Raw genomic sequence first — 16,688 nt, 5'->3', positions numbered from 1 at the left:
CCGCCCCTCCGGGCGGCTTTTTCATTCCCGCCTCAATAGGCGCCGCGCGCGCCGCCTTCGCCGCCCGTGCCGGTGCTGCCCGGCTCGCCGTGCGGCTTGCCGTCGGCACCCTGGTCGATTTCCGTGGCCTTGGAGCCATCGTTGCCGGTGCCCTGGGTATCGGTGCTGCCACCCTTGCCGGTGGCGGAATTCTGCGCTGCGCTGCCAAAGCCCTTGCCGCTGTAATCGCCGCCGTGGGCGCTTTCCTCCATCGCCTCCTGGCCGTTCTCCGAGCGGCTGTTGGCGTTGTCGGGAGCGGCCTGCACGCCAGCGGCCAGCAGGGCGGCAAGCGTCAGTGCGGTCATCTGAATCAGCTTCATGATCGTCACCTCTGTGAGGGGGTTGCCTAAGTTCGGGCAACGGCGAACGCACAAGGTTTCATCGCGCCGGGAACGACCGGGCGGTCGGCGGACGGCTTAAGCGCCCGCCCCCGGTGATAGCAATCTTGGTACTGATTGCCATCACGATGGCGACCGTTTCCCGCACCACAACTGAACTTCGCCACAGAGTGCTGGTCGCTTATTAACTTTTTCCACCATTCCCCGCTCGACTGACCAGGTACCGAACATGGATGAGGATCGTACGCAGGACGCCCACGCGCCGACCGTCACGCTGCTGACCGGCAATGAACTGCTGGGGCTGTTCTTCCGCCACTTTCTCGGCGAGCAAGCGCAACTGAACGTCCGTCTGGCCGATTTCCGACAGGCGCCGGAGGCACGCGCGGATCTGATCCTCGTCGATGCTGGCCAGGCGCAAACCGAGGAGCTGTCCGATCTGATCGATCAGCTCGACGAGCGGGCGCCGCTGGCACTGGTGAACATCGTTCCGCAGCAGGCCGAGGAGCTGCTCGACAAGCATCCCGGCATACGCGGCGTGTTCTACAGCCACGCCACCCGCGAGCATCTGCTCAAGGGCATCGGCATGCTGCTCGCCGGCGGCGACTGGCTGCCGCGTCTGCTGATGGAGCGCCTGCTCGGCCAGCTGCGGCGGATGCGCCGGCTGGCCGAGAGCAAGGCCACGCTGACCCTGCGCGAGCGGGAAATTCTCACGCTGGCCGGCAAGGGCCTGTCGAATGCGGAGATCGCCGAGCGGCTGAGCCTGAGCCCGCACACCATCAAGAGCCACATCCACAACCTGCTGCGCAAGATCGGTGCATCCAACCGGGCCGAGGCGGCCTACCTGCTGCGCAGCCGCCTCGACTGGGACGAATGCCGCGCCTGACCGCCCGTCGCCCGAGGAGTCACCCATGTTCAGATCTTCGTCATTCGCCCTGCTCCTGCTGTTCGGCGCCACCGCCGCGCTCGCCGAAAACAGCGCGCGTCAGGAACAGGACGGCAGCGCCAACCGCGCCAGCGCGACGCAAAGCCAGGCCATAGACGCCCGCGCCGAGCAGCTGCAGTCCGGCAACGGCAATACCAGCGACCTCCAGCAGAGCGGCGAAGGCAACAGCGCGCTGATCCAGCAACTGGGCGAAGGCAACGACGCCCGCGTGCAACAGGTCGCGGATAGCCATTTCAACCAGGCCGCCATCTACCAGCAGGGCGCCGGCAATGCCATCGAGGTAGAGCAGAGCGGGCGGGCCAACGTGCTGCAGGCACGCAGCCTGGGCGAGGACAACCTCATCCGCGTGCAGCAGACCGGCTTCGCCAGCGCCGAGGTCAGCCAGATCGGCGTCGGCAATCTGCTGAGCGTCGTTCAGCAGGGCTTTTACGAAGGTTCGACGCTGGCGGTGACGCAGGATGGCGATGCCAACCTGGCGGTGATCGAGCAAGGCGATGGCAATCGTCTGCGCCTCGAACAGAGCGGGGTGCTGAACAGCGCGGCGATCCGCCAGGACAGTTACCACAACGAACTCGACCTCGCCCAGCGTGGCAACGACAACCGCCTCGACGTGGCGCAGACCGGCTACGGCTCGCGCATCGAGGGCAGCACGAGCGGCAATCGCAACGCGGTCGAGATCAGCCAGTCGCATGCGCTGAACCGCGCCAGCGTGGTGCAGAACGGCGACGACAACTTGGCCCGCATCGAGCAGGCCTATGAGAACCATCAGGCCGAGATCAGCCAGCTCGGCAGCGCCAACGAAGCGGTCATCCGCCAGAGCATGGCGGCCGGCGTCTACACTGGTCACAGCGCCCTGATCCAGCAGAACGGCAACGGCAACCAGGCGACCATCGTCCAGCAGTGACGCCACGCCCGCCGCGCCACGGATTGGCTGCGCACCGCCCGGTACTGCCGAGCGGAGCCTTTCGAGGAGGCAGAACGGATGCTTGACCTGATTCTCGCCCAGTGGCTCGCCGCCACGGCGCCCGCAGTGGCACCCGCAGTGGATGCCAGCCTGGAGCTGCGCGGCGTCGCCGAGCAGCGCGTGGAGCTGGCGCTGTGCTTCCAGGGTAGCGGTCAGCGCGTGCGCTACCGGCTGCAGGTCCGCTCGCACAGCCGGGCCGGCACCTCGCGCAGCGACCAGGCCGGTGCGCTGGTGGCCGGCGCCACCCGTCAGTGCCCGCTGCGCAATCGTCTCGGCGTGGCGCAGGACGGCCAGATCAGCGCCGAACTGCACTGGTGGATCGACGATGTCGAACAGCCGTTGCTCGAACGCCGCTGGCCGCAGGAGGAAGACGAAGCCCCACCCGCGCTGCCGCCGCGCGAAGGCGAAGTGGTCGCCTGAGGCAGTGTCAGCCCGGCGCCGGCGCGCCACCGGCCAGATGCTCGATGAACCAGTCGCCAGCCAGCCGGGTCACTTCATCCAGCGTGCCCGGCTCGTCGAACAGGTGCGTCGCGCCGGCCACCACCTCCAGCCGACGCACACCCGGCAGATATTCGAGCGCTGCCCGGTTGAGCGCCAACACTTCGCCATCCCGGCCACCGACGATGAACAGCGTCGGCACGCCAACCTGCGCCAGCGAATGCTCGGCCAGATCGACCCGGCCGCCACGCGATACCACCGCCGCAATGTCCGCCGGGCGCGACGCCGCGGTGATCAGCGCCGCGGCGGCACCGGTACTGGCACCGAACAGGCCGATGCGCAGCGCGCGCAACGATTCGTCCTGACGCAGCTGGTCGATCACCCCGGTCAGGCGCTGGCTGAGCAGCGGAATATCGAAGCGCAGCTGGCGGGTGAGCTCGTCGAGCGGCTGTTCATGCTCGGTGAGCAGGTCGAACAGCAGCGTCGCCAGCCCGCGCGTGTTGAACGCCCGCGCCACGCGCTGGTTGCGCGGGCTGTGCCGGCTGCTGCCACTGCCGTGGACGAACACCACCAGGCCGCCGGCGTTCGCCGGCACGCAGAGCTCACCGTGCAGCCGCGCCTTGCCGAGGGTAAAGCGCATGGGTATCGCGCCAGCAGTATTCATGGGCGCTGCCCTCCCCGGTTCCAGGCGCGCTGCAGCAGCTCCACGACCTCGGCGTCCGAGGTCTGGTCGAAGTTCACATACCAGCGGCCGATCGCGTAGAGATCGTGCGGCTGGTGCACGCAGACGACCTGCTCGGCCAGCTGCTCGAGCTGCGCAACGCTCTCCGGTGCCGCCACCGGCACGGCCACCACCACGCGCCCGGCACCCATCGCGCGCACCGCCCGTACCGCCGCGCGCATGGTCGCGCCGGTGGCCAGACCGTCGTCCACCAGGATCACCGTGCGCCCCTCCACCGCCGGGCGCGGATGCTGGCCCCGATAGGCCTGTTCGCGACGCTGCAGTTCGTGGCTTTCGCGGGCGATGGTGCCGTCGATTTCGGCCTGCGAGGCCTGGGTATAACGCACGATGTCCTCGTTCATCACCCGCACGCCGCCGCTGGCGATGGCGCCCATCGCCAGTTCGCGATTGCCCGGTGCGCCGAGCTTGCGCACGACGAGGATGTCCAGCTCCAGGCCGAGCCGTTCAGCGACCTCGAAGGCCACCGGCACGCCGCCGCGCGGCAGGGCGAGAACCAGCGCGTCGGGCCAGTCACCGGATTGCGCCAGCTGCTCGGCCAGCGCCCGACCGGCCTGAACGCGATCGGGGAAGGGAATGGTCGGTGACATAAGCAGACCTCCTCGGCGGACAGGACCTCTTGAGTCTGGCTCAGGAATGCACGGCTGTCGGCAAATCCGCGGCACCCTGCGATCTGCCACGGACGAGGGTCTGGTCGACGCGAGCAACGCGGAAGAGGCCACCTGCCCAGCCTGCCAGCGCATCGCCGAGAACGTGCCGGCCGGCACGGTCAGCCTGCGCGGAGCCTTCGTCAAGCAGCATGCCGATGAGCTGTGCGGGCTGGTCCGCAACACCGAGGAGCTGGAGAAGAGCGAGCATCCGCTGGAACGGCTGATCGCCATCAGCGACAGCGCCGACGGCCTGGATGTGACCACCACCGGCCTGCGCCTGGCTCAGCGCATCGGCCACGCGCTGGAGGCGGCCTACGACGGTGAATTGCAAATCCACTACAACCACGAGGAGTACTACGTCGACATCCACTGGCAGCGCGACTGAGCGCGCTCAGCAGGGCTGCGGCGGCAGGCAAGTCGCCGCGACCTGGCCGCTGGCCGCCAGCAGCCGCAGGTACTCATCGTAGCGATAGGTCGGCCCGTCGACGCAGGCATAGCTGCTGCCGATGTAGCAGTGCCCGCACAGCCCCACACCGCAATGCATGCGCCGCTCCAGCGACAGCCAGATCCGGCTGGCCGCCAGGCCCTGGTCGATACAGCGGCGCGCTACCGCCAGCATCAGCGGCTCCGGCCCGCAGCAAAGCACCTTGGTCGGCACCTCGGCTTCATTCAGCGCCCACGCCAGCGCCTCCAGCGGACTGCCCTGGGGCAGGCCGTCATTGCCCTGGTCGAGCGTCTCGACCAGCCTCAGGCACCCGCGCCAGCGCGCCCGTTCGCGCGCCAGCACCTGATAGGCGCGGTTGCGCGCAGCGTAGATCAACTGCAGCTCGCCATCGGTACTGTCGATCAACCCGGCCAATGGCGCCAGCCCGCAGCCGCCGGCCACCAGCAGCAGCCGCTCGCCCGGTTCGACCGCAGGCCAACCGCGACCAAACGGCCCGCGATAGCCGAGCACGGCGCCCGGCGCGAGGGCGAACAGCGCCGCGGTAAGTGTGCCGGTCTGGCGGATCAGCGCGCTGAAGCGGCCGTCGGCATCCGGCGGGCTGACATAGGTGAAGGCCGCCTCGCCCACGCCCGGCACGGCGAGCATGAAGAACTGCCCGGGCTGCACCACCGGCTCGTCGGCCAGCGGTTCGATGGCGAAGGCGAAGTGCCGCGCCGCCTCGCCATCGTCGTAGCAGTCCAGCAGGCGCATGGGCCGTGGCGTCAGGTCGATCATGGCTGGCCGATCCTCTTCATCACCTGGTGCACGCCGATACCGCCGGGGCACACCGCATCGCAGCGTCCGCAACCGACGCAGCCGTCGCGGCCGAAGCGCTGGCGGAAGTCGTCGCCGAACTTGTGGTACCAGAAGCGCTGCACGCGCTGACCCGGCGTGGCGCTGGGGTTGTGCCCGCTGGCCTCCTTCTGGAAGCCCTGGTACAGGCAGGAATCCCACACTCGCTCCTGCACCACGCCGCCAGCCACGCCCGGTTGCTGCAGCGGCGCGAAGCAGGAACAGGTCGGGCACACCGAGGTGCAGCCGGAGCAGCCCAGGCAGCGCAGGCCCAGCGCTTCCCAGGTCTGGCTGTCGACGGTTTCGCCATTGAGCGCCGCGCAGCCGAGGGCGATCTCGGTCTGTTCGCCCTGCTCGACGGCCACCTGCAGCGCCTGGGCATCGCGCTGCCGCGCCCAGTCCGCCGGCGCAGGTTGCAGCGCCAAGCCGGTCAGCGCTTGCTCGCCCGGCTCGGAGGCGACCAGCAGCAGCCAGCGCTGCTCCAGCGGACAGAGGATCAGGTCGGCGGTGTGTGGCCGCACTTCCGGGCCGCTGTCCATCATCGCGCAGAAGCCGTGCCGGCAGCTGTGCGCGCAATCGACACCGACCAGCAGGGTCGCGGCACGGCGCGCCTGGTAATGCGGGTCGCTCGCGAAGAAGCGGTCCTGGTAGGCCACAGCCGTCAGATCGCAGGCGGCCAGGCCGAACAGCACCTGCGGGTGCACCGCCGGCGGCAGCGGGATGAACTGGCCGTTCTCGTAGCGAAAAAGCGCCTCGCGCTCGGCGAAGAAGAACGCCTTGGCCGAGAACACCGGCGGCTCGGCCGGCACCACGAAGGGTCGCTCGTCGTCAGCGTTCAGCCGTTGCCAGCGCAGCGTGCCCTGCCCGTCCGCCAGCGGTTGGTAGAGCTGTCGCGTGCACGCCAGATGGGCGCGCAGGCGCTCGGGACGATCCAGCTCATAGGCCTGCATGCTCGGCCTCCTGCGGACGTTCCAGCTCGCTGCGCGGCGCCTGGGCGGGCGGCAACGGCGTCAGCGCCACGGCACAGGCCTTCAGCTCCGGCATATGGCTGATCGGGTCCTGCGCGCTGCTGGTCAGGCGGTTACAGGGCGCCTCGCGGAAGTGATAAGGCATGGAGACGGTGCCCGGCGGCACGTCGTCGGTGAGGTGTGCGCGGGTTTCCAGCTGGCCGCGGCGCGACGCCACGCGCACCCCCTGCGCCTCGCCCAGGCCCAGCCGGGCGGCATCCTGCGGATGGATAAACAGCAGGCCGGCGGGAATCTCCCGTTCGAGCAGCGGCGACTTGCGCGTCATCGCCCCGCCGCCGTAGTGAAAATGCAGGCGCTGGGTGGTGAAGCAGAACGGGTAGTCGGCGTCCGGGCATTCATCCGGCTCGACCTGCGACACCGGAATCAGCTGCGCGCGGCCGCGCGGGAAACAGTGCCGATGGAGGATCGCCGTGCCAGCCGGGTTCGCCTCGTCGCACGGCCATTGCAGCCCACCGGCCTGCGCCAGCCGCGCGTGGCTGATGGCGCTGAACAGCGGCGACAGCGCGGCCATCTCGGCAAACACCTCCTCAGAGTTGGCCCAGCGCATGCCTTGGTAGCCCATGCGCTCGGCCAGCGCGGCGAGGATCTGCCAGTCCGCGCGCGCCTGTCCGGGTGGCTCGACGGCCTTGTGCAGCAGCTGCATGCGCCGCTCGCAGTTGCTGAAGGTGCCGTCCTTCTCGGCAAAGGAAGCAGCCGGCAGCACCACGTCGGCGAAGCGCGCGGTCTCGCTCAGGGTCAGCTCGACCACCACCAGGAAGTCCAGCGCAGCCAGCGCGCGGGCCAGCTTGTGCTGGTCAGGATCGGTGACCACCAGCTCCTCGCCGAGCACCATCAGCGCACGGAACTCGCCGCGCAGCGCCGCCTCGCTCATGCCCAGCGAGGTCAGCCCCGGCGCTGGCGGCTGCGCCACGCCCCAGGCGCGGGCGAATTTCTCGCGCACCGCAGCGTCACTGACCTGCTGGTAGCCGGGGTAAACGTCCGGCAGGCAGCCCATGTCGCAGGCGCCCTGCACATTGTTCTGCCCGCGCAGCGGGTTGACCCCGGTACCCGGCCGGCCGAGCTGGCCGCAGACCAGCGCCAGGTTGGCCACCGCGATGACGTTGTGGGTGCCGCTCTGGAACTGGGTGATGCCCATGCCGTAGGCGATGAAGGCGCGCCGCGCCTGACTGTAGGCGCGCGCCAGCTCGATCAGCGCCAGCACCGGCACGCCGGTCTGCGCGCTGGTGATCTCCGGGGTGAGGTCGCGCACATGGGCGCGCAACGCCGCCTCGTTGTCGCAGCGGCAGGCGAGGAAGTCGCGGTCCTCCCAGCCGTTGGCGAAGATGATATGCAGCAACCCGTTGAGCAGCGCGATGTTGCTGCCCACGCGTAGCTGCACGTGCTGGTCGGCCAGCCGCGCCAAGCGCGTGCGTCGCGGGTCGACGACGATCAGCCGGGCGCCGCGGGCCTGCGCCCGCAGCATGCGCGCGCCGATCATCGCGTGGTTTTCGGTGACGTCGGCGCCAATCACCAGGATTAGCTCGGCCTCGTCGATGTCGGCGATGGAATTGGTCATCGCCCCGGAGCCCAGCGTGCGGCTGAGGCCAGCCACCGAGGGGCTGTGGCAGATACGCGCGCAGTGGTCGATGTTGGCGGTGCCGAGCACCGCGCGGGCGAACTTCTGCGCGGCGTAGTTATCCTCATTGGTGGCGTGGGCGCAGCTGATCACCCCGACGCCGTCCGGCCCGACTGCTTCCAGCGCCGCACGGAACTCGCTGGCCACCAGCGCCAGCGCCTCGTCCCAGCTGGCTTCGCGAAACTGTCCGTGCTCCTTGATCAGCGGCATGCGCAGGCGGTTGCCGGTGTCGATGGCAAAACCGCTGGCCCAGCCCTTGGCACACAGCTGCCCGGCGCTCACCGGATGCCCCGGCTGCGGCTCGACGCCGACCACGCGGCCGTCCTCGACGCGCAGGCCCAGCCCGCAGCCGACGCCGCAGAAGGTGCAGATGCTCGCGATGGTCTGCATGACGGTGCCCGATGAGTCGTTCAACTCTCAGCATAGGCCAGTCAGGCCGGACGTCGACCGCGCCCGTCACCGGCGGCCGACGGGCGCTGGATCAGGCTGCGCGCTGCGCCAGTCCCTTGAGGACGTTGCGCAACAGCTGGTCGCCGCAGACGCGATAGTTGCTATGCCCGGGCTTGCGGAACAGCGCGTTCAGCTCGGATTTGGACAGCGGCAAATCCACCGCCTGCAGAATCGCCTGCAGATCGTCGTCGCGCAGCTCGAAAGCCACGCGCAGTTTCTTCAGGATCTGGTTGTTGCTGACCGGCAGCTCCAGCGGCGGCGTCGGACGGCTGTCGTCCTTGCCGCGCTTGAAGTACACCAGGCCATCCAGAAAACGCGCCATCGCCGGGTCCGGGCATTCGGCGTAGCCGTTGTCGTCTTCGCGCTTGAGCCAGGCGCGCACCTCGCCTTCACTCGTGGCACAGCCGCCGAGCGCCGCAATCTCGCTCATCTGCGCATCGCTGGCGTTGAGGATGTAACGCAGGCTGCGCAGCACATCGTTGTTGAGCATGAAAAATCCCTAGTTCGTTGAATGGCGAGCGCGGCGGCCCGCAAAAGCCGGCGAGTATAAAAAGGATAGCCGCGCGTTTCAGGAATTCGCCCCGGCCCGCCGCACAATGACCGCCCGCGAACCGCTCGCTAACCTGCACGCCTTCCCGTTTCCACCTGCGATGTCCGCATCACCGAACTGCAATTGCCGCTCGACCTCGTGCCGAGGCGCTGCGCGCCACCATCGCCACGCGGCTGAAGATCCGCGACGCCGAGCGGCTCGACTTCATGTTCAAACGCAGCCACGACGCACGCAGGATTTCGCACAGTAGTGAAGTCACCGCGCGGGTGAAACCCACGGTGTTTGTCGAGCTGGAATAAAAAAAGGCAGGCTCAAAGAGCCTGCCAAAAGGAGCACCACAACAACACAGGAGAAAACTTTGGATCGTGCAGCCAGCCGGGCCGCGCCTCAGCCAGGCAGCTGGCGCAGCAGGGCGAACGCATCCTGCAGGCGCCCTTCGCTGACCACGAAACCGCGCAGTTGCGCTTGCGCATCGAAGGCGCGGGCAAGCATGCCCAGTTCGTCGAAACTGAGCTGCCAGTCGAGGTGGTCGCCGGTGGTCTCGCCGGCCAGTTGCAGCGGCAGGCGCGGGGTTTTCACGCGGATCAGCATGGGCGGCAGCTGCAGCGCCTGCGGTTGACCGAGCAACTTCCTGGCAAGGGCACTGGCCGCCAGTTGCGTCGGCTGCAGGAACGGCAGCACGCGGCCGTCGATCTCGGCGCAGTCGCCGAGGGCATGGATATGCTCGACGCTGCTGCGCAGGAGGCGGTCGACCTGAATGCCGCGGCCCACTGCCAGCCCGCTGCGGCGCGCCAGCTCCACGTTGGGGCGCAGGCCGATGGCGGCGATCGCACTGTCGCAGTCGACCACATGACCGTCGTTCAGATAGGCGCGAATGCCGTCGCCGCTTCGCTCGAGGCGCTGCAGGCCGCTGCCCAGGCGCAGCTGAACACCGCTGCCGACCAGGCAGGCCTGCAGCCGCGCGCTGACGGTCGCCGGCATCAGCGATGCCAGGACGCTGCTGGCCTGGTCGACCAGCACCACCTGCTTGCCGCTGCTGTGCAGGTCCATCGCCAGCTCGCTGCCGATCAGCCCGGCGCCCAGCACCAGCACGCGACGGGCGTCACGCAGCTGCGCCTCGGCAGCCTGGTACTCGCCCTGGCTGTTGAGCGTCAGCAGCAGCTCATGACCCGGCACGGGCGGCACCAGGGCATTGGCGCCGGTGGCGAGCACCAGTTGGCCGTAGGCATGGCTGGCGTCGGCGGTATGCACGCGGCGCGTCTGCGGGTCGATCGACTCGACCCGGGTGAAGGGCTGCACGGTCACCTGGTACTGCTCGGCGAAGCGTGCGGCGCTCAGACGGGTCAGGTCCGCGCTGCTGCGGCCCTGGCTGAATACATGGCTGATGTCCGGCTTGTTGTACTCGTCGCCGCTGTCGGCGGTGAGCATGCGGATGGGCACCTCCACGTCCAGTTTGCGCAGGCTCTTGACCAGTTGGCAGGCGGCGAACCCCGAGCCGATGATGAGGATTTCGCGGCTCATGCGGCTTTCTCCCGCAGCACGTCGAAGACATCCTTGCCCAGGCTGCAGTCGGGGCAGAGGAAATTGTCCGGCACCTCGCTCCAGGGGGTACCGGCAGCGACGCCTTGGATTGGTTCGCCGAGTTCAGGTCGGTAAACCCACTGGCAGACGCTGCACTGCATGGCCGGGCCGGCGTCGCCCGAAAGCACGACGGACGGCGGGATCGCCGCTTCGGGCGTGACGGGCGTGGCGCTCGGGTTGACCCCTGGCGGTGTGTTCAAGGCCCATTCGCGCGCCAGTTGCCGGCCATGCGCGCGGCAGGCTTCCAGAGCGCTGCCGTCGGGGCGCCATTTGCTCTTGAGCGATAGTGAGGTGCTGAAGCCGGCATCCATCAGGCGGGTCTGGATACGGTCTACGGCGCCGCCGTTCCAACCGTAGCTGCCGAAGGCGGCCGCCTTCTTGTTGCGAAAGCGCAGGCCGGTGATCTCCTCCAGCATGCCGGCGATCTTCGGCATCATCACATTGTTCATGGTCGAGGAGCCGACCAGGATGGCCTTGGAGCGGAACACCTGGGTGAGGATCTCGTTCTTGTCGTGGCGAGCGACGTTGAAGATCTTCACCGCCACGCTCGGATCGGCCTCGTGGATGCCTTGGGCCAGAGCGTCGGCCATCATCCGGGTGTTGTTCGACATGCTGTCGTAGAACAGGGTGATGCGGTTTTCCTGGTAGTGATCGGCCCATTCCAGGTACTTGCCTACGATCTGCGCCGGGTCGGTGCGCCAGACCACGCCGTGGGCGGTGGCGATCATCGACAGCGGCAGATTGAAGCCGAGCACCTCGTTGATCTTGGCGGTGACCAGCGGGCTGAAAGGCGTGAGGATGTTGGCGTAGTAACGCAGGCACTGCTCCAGCAGCTCCTGCTGATCGACCTCGTCGTTGAACAGGTGCTCGTCGCAATAGTGCTGGCCGAAGGCGTCGTTGCTGAACAACACGGCGTCGCCGCTGAGATAGGTCATCATGCTGTCGGGCCAGTGCAGCATCGGCGTTTCGATGAACACCAGTTGCTTGCCATTGCCGATGTCCAGGCTGTCGCCGGTCTTCACCGGGATGAAGTTCCAGTGCGGCTGGTGGTGATGGCCGGTGATCGAATCGATGGCGTTGGCGGTGCAGTAGATCGGTGTGCCCGGGATGTGCGCCATCAGCTCGGACAGCGCGCCGGCGTGGTCCTCTTCGGCATGGTTGATGACGATGTAATCGATGCTCGCCAGGTCGATCTGGCTGGCCAGGTTGAGGATGAACTCGCGGCTGAAGCGATGATCGACGGTGTCGATCAGTACGGTCTTCTCCTCGCGGACCAGATAACTGTTGTAGCTGGTGCCCTTGAGGGTCTTGTATTCGGTGCCGTGAAAGTCACGGACTTCCCAATCGCGTTGACCGACCCAGTGAATGTTGTCCTTGAGCAGAATTGTCATGCGGAGCATTACCCTTGCAGAGGTGGATAAGAAGCCTGCCCGCCTCTATTGCAGGTGCCGTGCCATAACTTAACTAGTTGATATATATAGTTTTTTATTATTCCGTTTGTCCAAATGACAAAGCCTCTGTATTGTCCGATCGACATATATGAGTCAAAAGGACACAGGATGGCGCTTTCGATGGACAGCCTGGCCCGCATCGCACTCGACCTGCAGTGGGGCATCTCCAACCAGGACCGTTTCCAGCAACTGATCAACAGCCTGCGTCAGTTGCTGCTGTGCAACGCGCTGGCCCTGCTGCGCTACGAGGGGCAGATGTTCCGCCCGCTGGCGATCGACGGGCTGGCCCCCGACGTGCTCGGGAGGCGCTTCCGCCTCGGCGAGCACCCACGCCTGGAGGCCATCGCCCGCGCCGGTGACGTGGTGCGCTTTCCTGCCGACAGTCAGTTGCCCGACCCCTATGACAACCTGATCCTGCCGAGCCGCGAGCAGCTCAAGGTGCATGCCTGCATCGGCCTGCCGCTGTTCGCCAACCAGACGCTGATCGGCGCGCTGACCATCGACGGTTACGACCCCGCCCAGTTCGATCACTTCAACGACGAGGAGCTGCGCCTGATCGGCGCGCTAGCCTCGGCGGCGCTGAGTAATGCGCTGCTGGTCGAGCGTCTGGAACAGCAGACTGTGGCGCCCATCAGTAACGCACCGGCAAACAAGCCCGGCGCCGACGAGATCGTCGGGCTGGCGACCAGCATGTTGCAGCTGAAGAGGGAGATCGGCGTGGTCGCCGGTTCCGATCTGAACGTGCTGATCACCGGCGAGACTGGGGTCGGCAAGGAGCTGGTGGCCAAGGCCATCCACCTCGCCTCGCCTCGCGCCGGTCATCCGCTGGTCTACCTGAACTGTGCCGCACTGCCCGAGTCGGTGGCCGAAAGCGAGCTGTTCGGCCACGTCAAGGGCGCCTTCACCGGAGCCATACACCACCGCGCCGGCAAGTTCGAGATGGCCGACAAGGGCACGCTGTTTCTCGACGAGATCGGCGAGCTGTCGCTGACCTTGCAGGCCAAGCTGCTGCGCGTGCTGCAGTACGGCGACCTGCAGCGCATCGGCGACGACCGCAGCCTCAAGGTCAACGTGCGCATCCTCGCCGCCACCAACCGTGACTTGAAAAGCGCGGTGCTGGCCGGGGAGTTTCGTGCCGACCTCTACCACCGCCTCAGCGTGTTCCCGATCAGGGTGCCGGCACTGCGCGAGCGGCAGGAAGACATCGCCCTGCTCAGCGGTTTCTTCTGCGAACGATGCCGCAGCCAGCTGGGCCTCGGCGGACTGGCGCTAAGCAAGGCCGCGCTGACGTTGCTGCAGCGCTACCCCTGGCCTGGCAACGTGCGCGAGCTGGAGCATGCTATCCACCGCGCCGCGGTACTGGCGCGGGCCGAACAGGGCACGGGAGAGGTGCTGCTAAAACCATCCTATTTCTGCCTGGAAGGGCCGACTGCCACCGTCAGCCAGCTGCCACCGGCACCCGCCGGCCTGTCCGGCGTTGGTTTGCGCGAGGCACTCGACGAATTCCAGGGGCGCCTGATTCGCCAGACGCTGGAGAGCTTCAACGGCAACTGGTCGGCCACCGCCCGCGAGCTGCAACTCGACACCGGCAATCTGCATCGCCTGGCAAGGCGCCTGGGCATCAAGTAGCCGGACACGCAGTCTGGTCAGCTCGCGTCGGCTGTCGTTTGCTCGCATACCGGCTCGCTCTGCGGCCCAGGCGAGCGGCACTGCAGCGAGTCGCTGCCATTGCGGGTCTCCCGGTGGTAGACGTAGCGGGAAAAGGGAACAGATCTATTTTCCCGTGCAGGCCGGCCTGCCTTGCCCTCTCCGCTCGATTCGCAGCCCGGCAATCCGCTCTACTTCGTCTACGAAGCGGCTATCCCCCGTCAGCTGGCCGCGCTGCAGACCTTCACGAATCAGGGATAGCTCCGCTTGCGATACGGCGCCATGAACGAACGTTCGATATCGCTCGCTCCGCTGCTGCGCAGTGTTCCCTAACGCCAGGTAGCAGGGATCGGCCACCATTGGTGCACGGACAGGGTTCAGTCGGAGACGCGCGAAGCGGTTTGTAGCGCGCGTGACGAACACGTCCGGAAAATAAATCCCTCCCCTTTTTGCTCACCGCGGTGCTAGCGCCGATGGCTGCCGGGCGCGTCAGATCGGCTCCTCGGCGGCCTTGCCCGCCGGGTTCGCCCGCGTCGGCATGGCGAGGATTTCCGGCACTACCTCGCGGGCAAACACCCGATGCAGCCGGCGCAGCTCCGTCAGCGGCTCGCGGTGATGATCGACGCGGATATCCCACAGCGGATATTCCTCCTGATCCACCACATAGACGGTCGCCGAGGACTCGCCGCAGCGGTCGCCACCACCGGCGTCACCCGCCGCGAGCGCTTCCATCAGCCGCTCCACCAGCGGGCGCACGCTGGCGCGGCGATAGGCCTCGGCCGCCGCCTCCAGCACCGTGCGCCCGGCGAGGCGGTTGCCCTGCACGCAGAACTGTTCCGCGGCGATGGCACCGGCCCAGGGCGGGCATTTCGCACCGGTCCAGCAGGCCACCTCGCCGCGTCGGTCGATCACCGCGCACTGGCGCAGCTCCATGCACGGATCGATGTCCCGGAGCCGCTCGATCACCTCGGCCGCGGCACACCCCTCGCGCAACAGACGCAGGCCGTCGATGCCGAGGTAAGGGTTGATCTGCGCCTGCGTCGCTACCGCGCCAACGCGCGCGGCGGCATGGCTTAGCAGCTTGCCGACCGCCGGCATGGCGGTGGCCGCAGCCACCCCGAACTGCCCCGTGCGCGGGCAGCGGGCGATGATCGAAAAGGTCATGGGCTCGATTCCGGGAGGGATGAACCTTTGAAGGCAACTCGCTGCGCTTCGTTCCAACCTCCGCACGAATCAGCGCAGCCTTCGACCCGCCCGCTCAGGCCGCGCGAAAATAGCCAACCTTGCGGTTGAGTTCCTGGGCGAGCTGGGTGAGGTCCGCGCTGGAGGAAGCGACCTGGTTCGACGCCGCCGAGCTGGCGACCGTCGAGTCATGGATGCGCGTCACGCTCTGGTTGACCTCTTCCGCCACGGCGCTCTGCTCCTCGGCGGCGGTGGCGATCTGCGCATTCATCTCGTTGATCGAGCCGACCTCCTGGCGAATCTTGGCCAGCGCGCTTTCCGCCTGCAGCGTCTGTTCGACGGTCTGTTGCGCCAGCTGCCGGCTCGACTGCATGACCTCCACCGCCCGGCCGGCGCCCGCTTGCAGCGAGGCGATCATGGCGCTGATCTCGCTGGACGACTGCTGCGTGCGATTGGCCAGCGAGCGCACCTCGTCGGCCACCACCGCAAAGCCGCGGCCATGCTCGCCGGCACGCGCCGCCTCGATGGCCGCATTGAGGGCCAGCAGGTTGGTCTGCTCGGCGATGGCGGTGATGACCTGCAGGATCTTCTCGATGTCGCCGCTTTCGGCCGACAGCTGGTTGACCGTATCGGTGGCAGTCTCCAGCACCTGGGCAAGGTTGTGGATCGACGACGCCGTCTCGCCCACGATGCGTGTGCCAGTCTCGACCTGCTCGTCCGCGCTCTTCGCTGCCGCCGCCGCCTGGGCCGCGAAGCTCGCGACCTCATTCACCGTCGCGGCCATCTGGTTGATCGCCGTGGCCACTTGCTCGGCCTCGGCAGACTGATGCTGGATCTGCTGATTGCTGCTCGCTGACGAGCTGAGCAATTCGCCCGACGCCGTACCGACGCCACTCGCCGCCGCGCGCACCTCGGCGATGATCGCCGTCAGCTGCGTGGCCATCTTCGCCGTCGCGCCCATGACACTATTGGGGAACGGCGTGACGATCACCTGTCCGAGGTCGCCACTGGCCAGGTTGTTGATCACGCGGGCCACCTCGTCCGGCTCGGCGCCGAGCGTCGAGCGCAGCTTGCGGATGATCACCAGGGCGATGGCCGCGCCGAGCAACACGGCGATCCCGGTCACCGCGACGATCAAGGCGAGGAAGCCGCTGGCGGTGTCGCGCACGATGGTCACGTCCTCGTTGATGCTCGCTTCCTGATGGTCGATGAACGCGTTGATCAGGCGCAGCCACTCGGTGTAAGCGTCAGCGACGTTATCCAGCAGGAAGGCATGGGCGCGCTCCGAGCCTTCGGCGAAGCGCAGCTCGACCACCTGTTGCGTCAGCGCGTTGGTTTTCGCCTCGATGGCTTCGATCTGCCCCATCAGCTGCTTCTCCACAGCGTCGGCCGCGGACTGCGCGAGCATTGCCTTCATCGGCGCCGCCGAGTCCGCATAGAGCTGCGCCAGGCGCTCGATCTCGGCCACCTGGCTACGCGCGAAAACCGGATCGGCGGCACTGACGGCATCGCGCACAGCGATTGCCCGGTCATGCACGCTGCCACGGAAGTTGATCGCGTAGCGCTGCTTCAGGCCTGCCTGGGTGCCGATCTGGTTCATACTGCGGTCGATGATGCCGACCTTCACGGCACTGAGGACCGCCACCGCGACCATCAGCGCCAGGATCACGCAGAACCCCAGCCCCAGGCGCATGGATACCGACATCTGCCTGTTCATTCGCTGTTTCCCCTGTTAGCTACTTCAATCGATACCGGCCGAACGAAGCTCGGCGGCCCTGAGGCAAAAAACCTGTACAA

General features: G+C 67.4%; 16 protein-coding genes and 1 pseudogene. 5 read left to right on the top strand and 12 right to left on the bottom strand.

What is annotated here, in order from left to right:
• Positions 1-32 precede the first annotated feature (32 nt).
• On the bottom strand, positions 33-359 hold the full coding sequence (locus NAV27_RS01675) for a hypothetical protein (protein WP_008569497.1): 327 nt from the start codon (positions 357-359) through the stop codon (positions 33-35).
• A 319-nt stretch (positions 360-678) separates the two neighbouring features.
• Between NAV27_RS01675 and NAV27_RS01670 the strand changes: the two genes are divergently transcribed.
• The 3 genes from NAV27_RS01670 (at position 679) to NAV27_RS01660 (ending at position 2,704) form a co-directional block, all read left to right on the top strand.
• On the top strand, positions 679-1,260 hold the full coding sequence (locus tag NAV27_RS01670) for a helix-turn-helix transcriptional regulator (RefSeq protein WP_102828263.1): 582 nt from the start codon (positions 679-681) through the stop codon (positions 1,258-1,260).
• Positions 1,261-1,285: 25 nt separating this feature from the next.
• Entirely contained in the window at positions 1,286-2,224 is a 939-nt protein-coding gene (locus NAV27_RS01665) for a hypothetical protein (RefSeq protein ID WP_102827972.1), read from the top strand.
• Positions 2,225-2,302: 78 nt separating this feature from the next.
• Positions 2,303-2,704, top strand: coding sequence for a hypothetical protein (locus NAV27_RS01660; protein ID WP_102827973.1), 402 nt, complete (start codon positions 2,303-2,305; stop codon positions 2,702-2,704).
• Between the two features lie 7 nt (positions 2,705-2,711).
• Here NAV27_RS01660 and NAV27_RS01655 read toward each other — a convergent pair whose 3' ends face one another.
• Together NAV27_RS01655 and NAV27_RS01650 are read right to left on the bottom strand one after the other, a co-directional pair.
• Positions 2,712-3,386, bottom strand: coding sequence for a dienelactone hydrolase family protein (locus NAV27_RS01655; protein ID WP_081002754.1), 675 nt, complete (start codon positions 3,384-3,386; stop codon positions 2,712-2,714).
• Complete coding sequence (locus NAV27_RS01650) at positions 3,383-4,051, bottom strand: phosphoribosyltransferase (RefSeq protein ID WP_102827974.1); 669 nt, start codon at positions 4,049-4,051, stop codon at positions 3,383-3,385. Before NAV27_RS01650 ends, NAV27_RS01655 begins: the two co-directional genes overlap by 4 nt.
• A gap of 46 nt (positions 4,052-4,097) precedes the next feature.
• Here NAV27_RS01650 and NAV27_RS01645 point away from each other — a divergent pair, with 46 nt between their 5' ends.
• Positions 4,098-4,496 carry a BCAM0308 family protein gene (locus NAV27_RS01645; protein WP_232249084.1) on the top strand — a complete coding sequence of 133 codons (399 nt, stop codon included), beginning with the start codon at positions 4,098-4,100 and terminating at the stop codon, positions 4,494-4,496.
• A 6-nt stretch (positions 4,497-4,502) separates the two neighbouring features.
• On the opposite strand, the gene NAV27_RS01640 is transcribed toward NAV27_RS01645, so the two are convergent.
• From NAV27_RS01640 to norV, 6 genes are all read right to left on the bottom strand, one after another.
• Positions 4,503-5,330, bottom strand: coding sequence for an FAD/NAD(P)-binding protein (locus NAV27_RS01640; protein ID WP_102827975.1), 828 nt, complete (start codon positions 5,328-5,330; stop codon positions 4,503-4,505).
• Complete coding sequence (locus NAV27_RS01635) at positions 5,327-6,337, bottom strand: 4Fe-4S dicluster domain-containing protein (protein WP_102827976.1); 1,011 nt, start codon at positions 6,335-6,337, stop codon at positions 5,327-5,329. Before NAV27_RS01635 ends, NAV27_RS01640 begins: the two co-directional genes overlap by 4 nt.
• Positions 6,324-8,420, bottom strand: coding sequence for a formate dehydrogenase subunit alpha (gene fdhF, locus NAV27_RS01630; protein ID WP_102827977.1), 2,097 nt, complete (start codon positions 8,418-8,420; stop codon positions 6,324-6,326). Before fdhF ends, NAV27_RS01635 begins: the two co-directional genes overlap by 14 nt.
• A 91-nt stretch (positions 8,421-8,511) precedes the next feature.
• Positions 8,512-8,970 (bottom strand): YehS family protein, encoded by a 459-nt coding sequence (locus tag NAV27_RS01625; RefSeq protein WP_102827978.1) that lies wholly within the window; start codon positions 8,968-8,970, stop codon positions 8,512-8,514.
• A gap of 447 nt (positions 8,971-9,417) precedes the next feature.
• A complete protein-coding gene (gene norW, locus NAV27_RS01620; RefSeq protein ID WP_102827979.1) occupies positions 9,418-10,551 on the bottom strand; it encodes an NADH:flavorubredoxin reductase NorW in 1,134 nt (377 codons plus the stop codon).
• The gene (norV, locus tag NAV27_RS01615) at positions 10,548-12,002 is read right to left on the bottom strand and encodes an anaerobic nitric oxide reductase flavorubredoxin (RefSeq protein WP_102828264.1); all 1,455 of its coding nucleotides are present in this window, start codon (positions 12,000-12,002) and stop codon (positions 10,548-10,550) included. The genes norW and norV overlap by 4 nt, the downstream gene beginning before the upstream one ends.
• Positions 12,003-12,170: 168 nt before the next feature.
• Between norV and norR the strand changes: the two genes are divergently transcribed.
• Positions 12,171-13,691: a nitric oxide reductase transcriptional regulator NorR gene (gene norR, locus NAV27_RS01610; protein WP_003286686.1), complete on the top strand. Its 1,521-nt coding sequence runs from the start codon at positions 12,171-12,173 to the stop codon at positions 13,689-13,691.
• Positions 13,692-13,835: 144 nt separating this feature from the next.
• On the opposite strand, the pseudogene NAV27_RS01605 reads toward norR, so the two are convergent.
• From NAV27_RS01605 to NAV27_RS01595, 3 genes and pseudogenes are all read right to left on the bottom strand, one after another.
• Positions 13,836-14,096 (bottom strand): annotated as a pseudogene (locus tag NAV27_RS01605) (transposase); the annotation flags it as partial.
• Between the two features lie 102 nt (positions 14,097-14,198).
• Positions 14,199-14,873 carry a DUF1028 domain-containing protein gene (locus NAV27_RS01600; RefSeq protein WP_102827980.1) on the bottom strand — a complete coding sequence of 225 codons (675 nt, stop codon included), beginning with the start codon at positions 14,871-14,873 and terminating at the stop codon, positions 14,199-14,201.
• 94 nt (positions 14,874-14,967) lie between these two features.
• Complete coding sequence (locus NAV27_RS01595; RefSeq protein WP_102827981.1) at positions 14,968-16,608, bottom strand: methyl-accepting chemotaxis protein; 1,641 nt, start codon at positions 16,606-16,608, stop codon at positions 14,968-14,970.
• Between the last annotated feature and the right edge of the window lie 80 nt (positions 16,609-16,688).

The organism is Stutzerimonas degradans, assembly GCF_024448505.1.
GTDB lineage: Bacteria > Pseudomonadota > Gammaproteobacteria > Pseudomonadales > Pseudomonadaceae > Stutzerimonas > Stutzerimonas degradans.
Note: the sequence above shows the minus strand (reverse complement) of the source record. Positions and strands in the feature narration are given on the sequence as shown.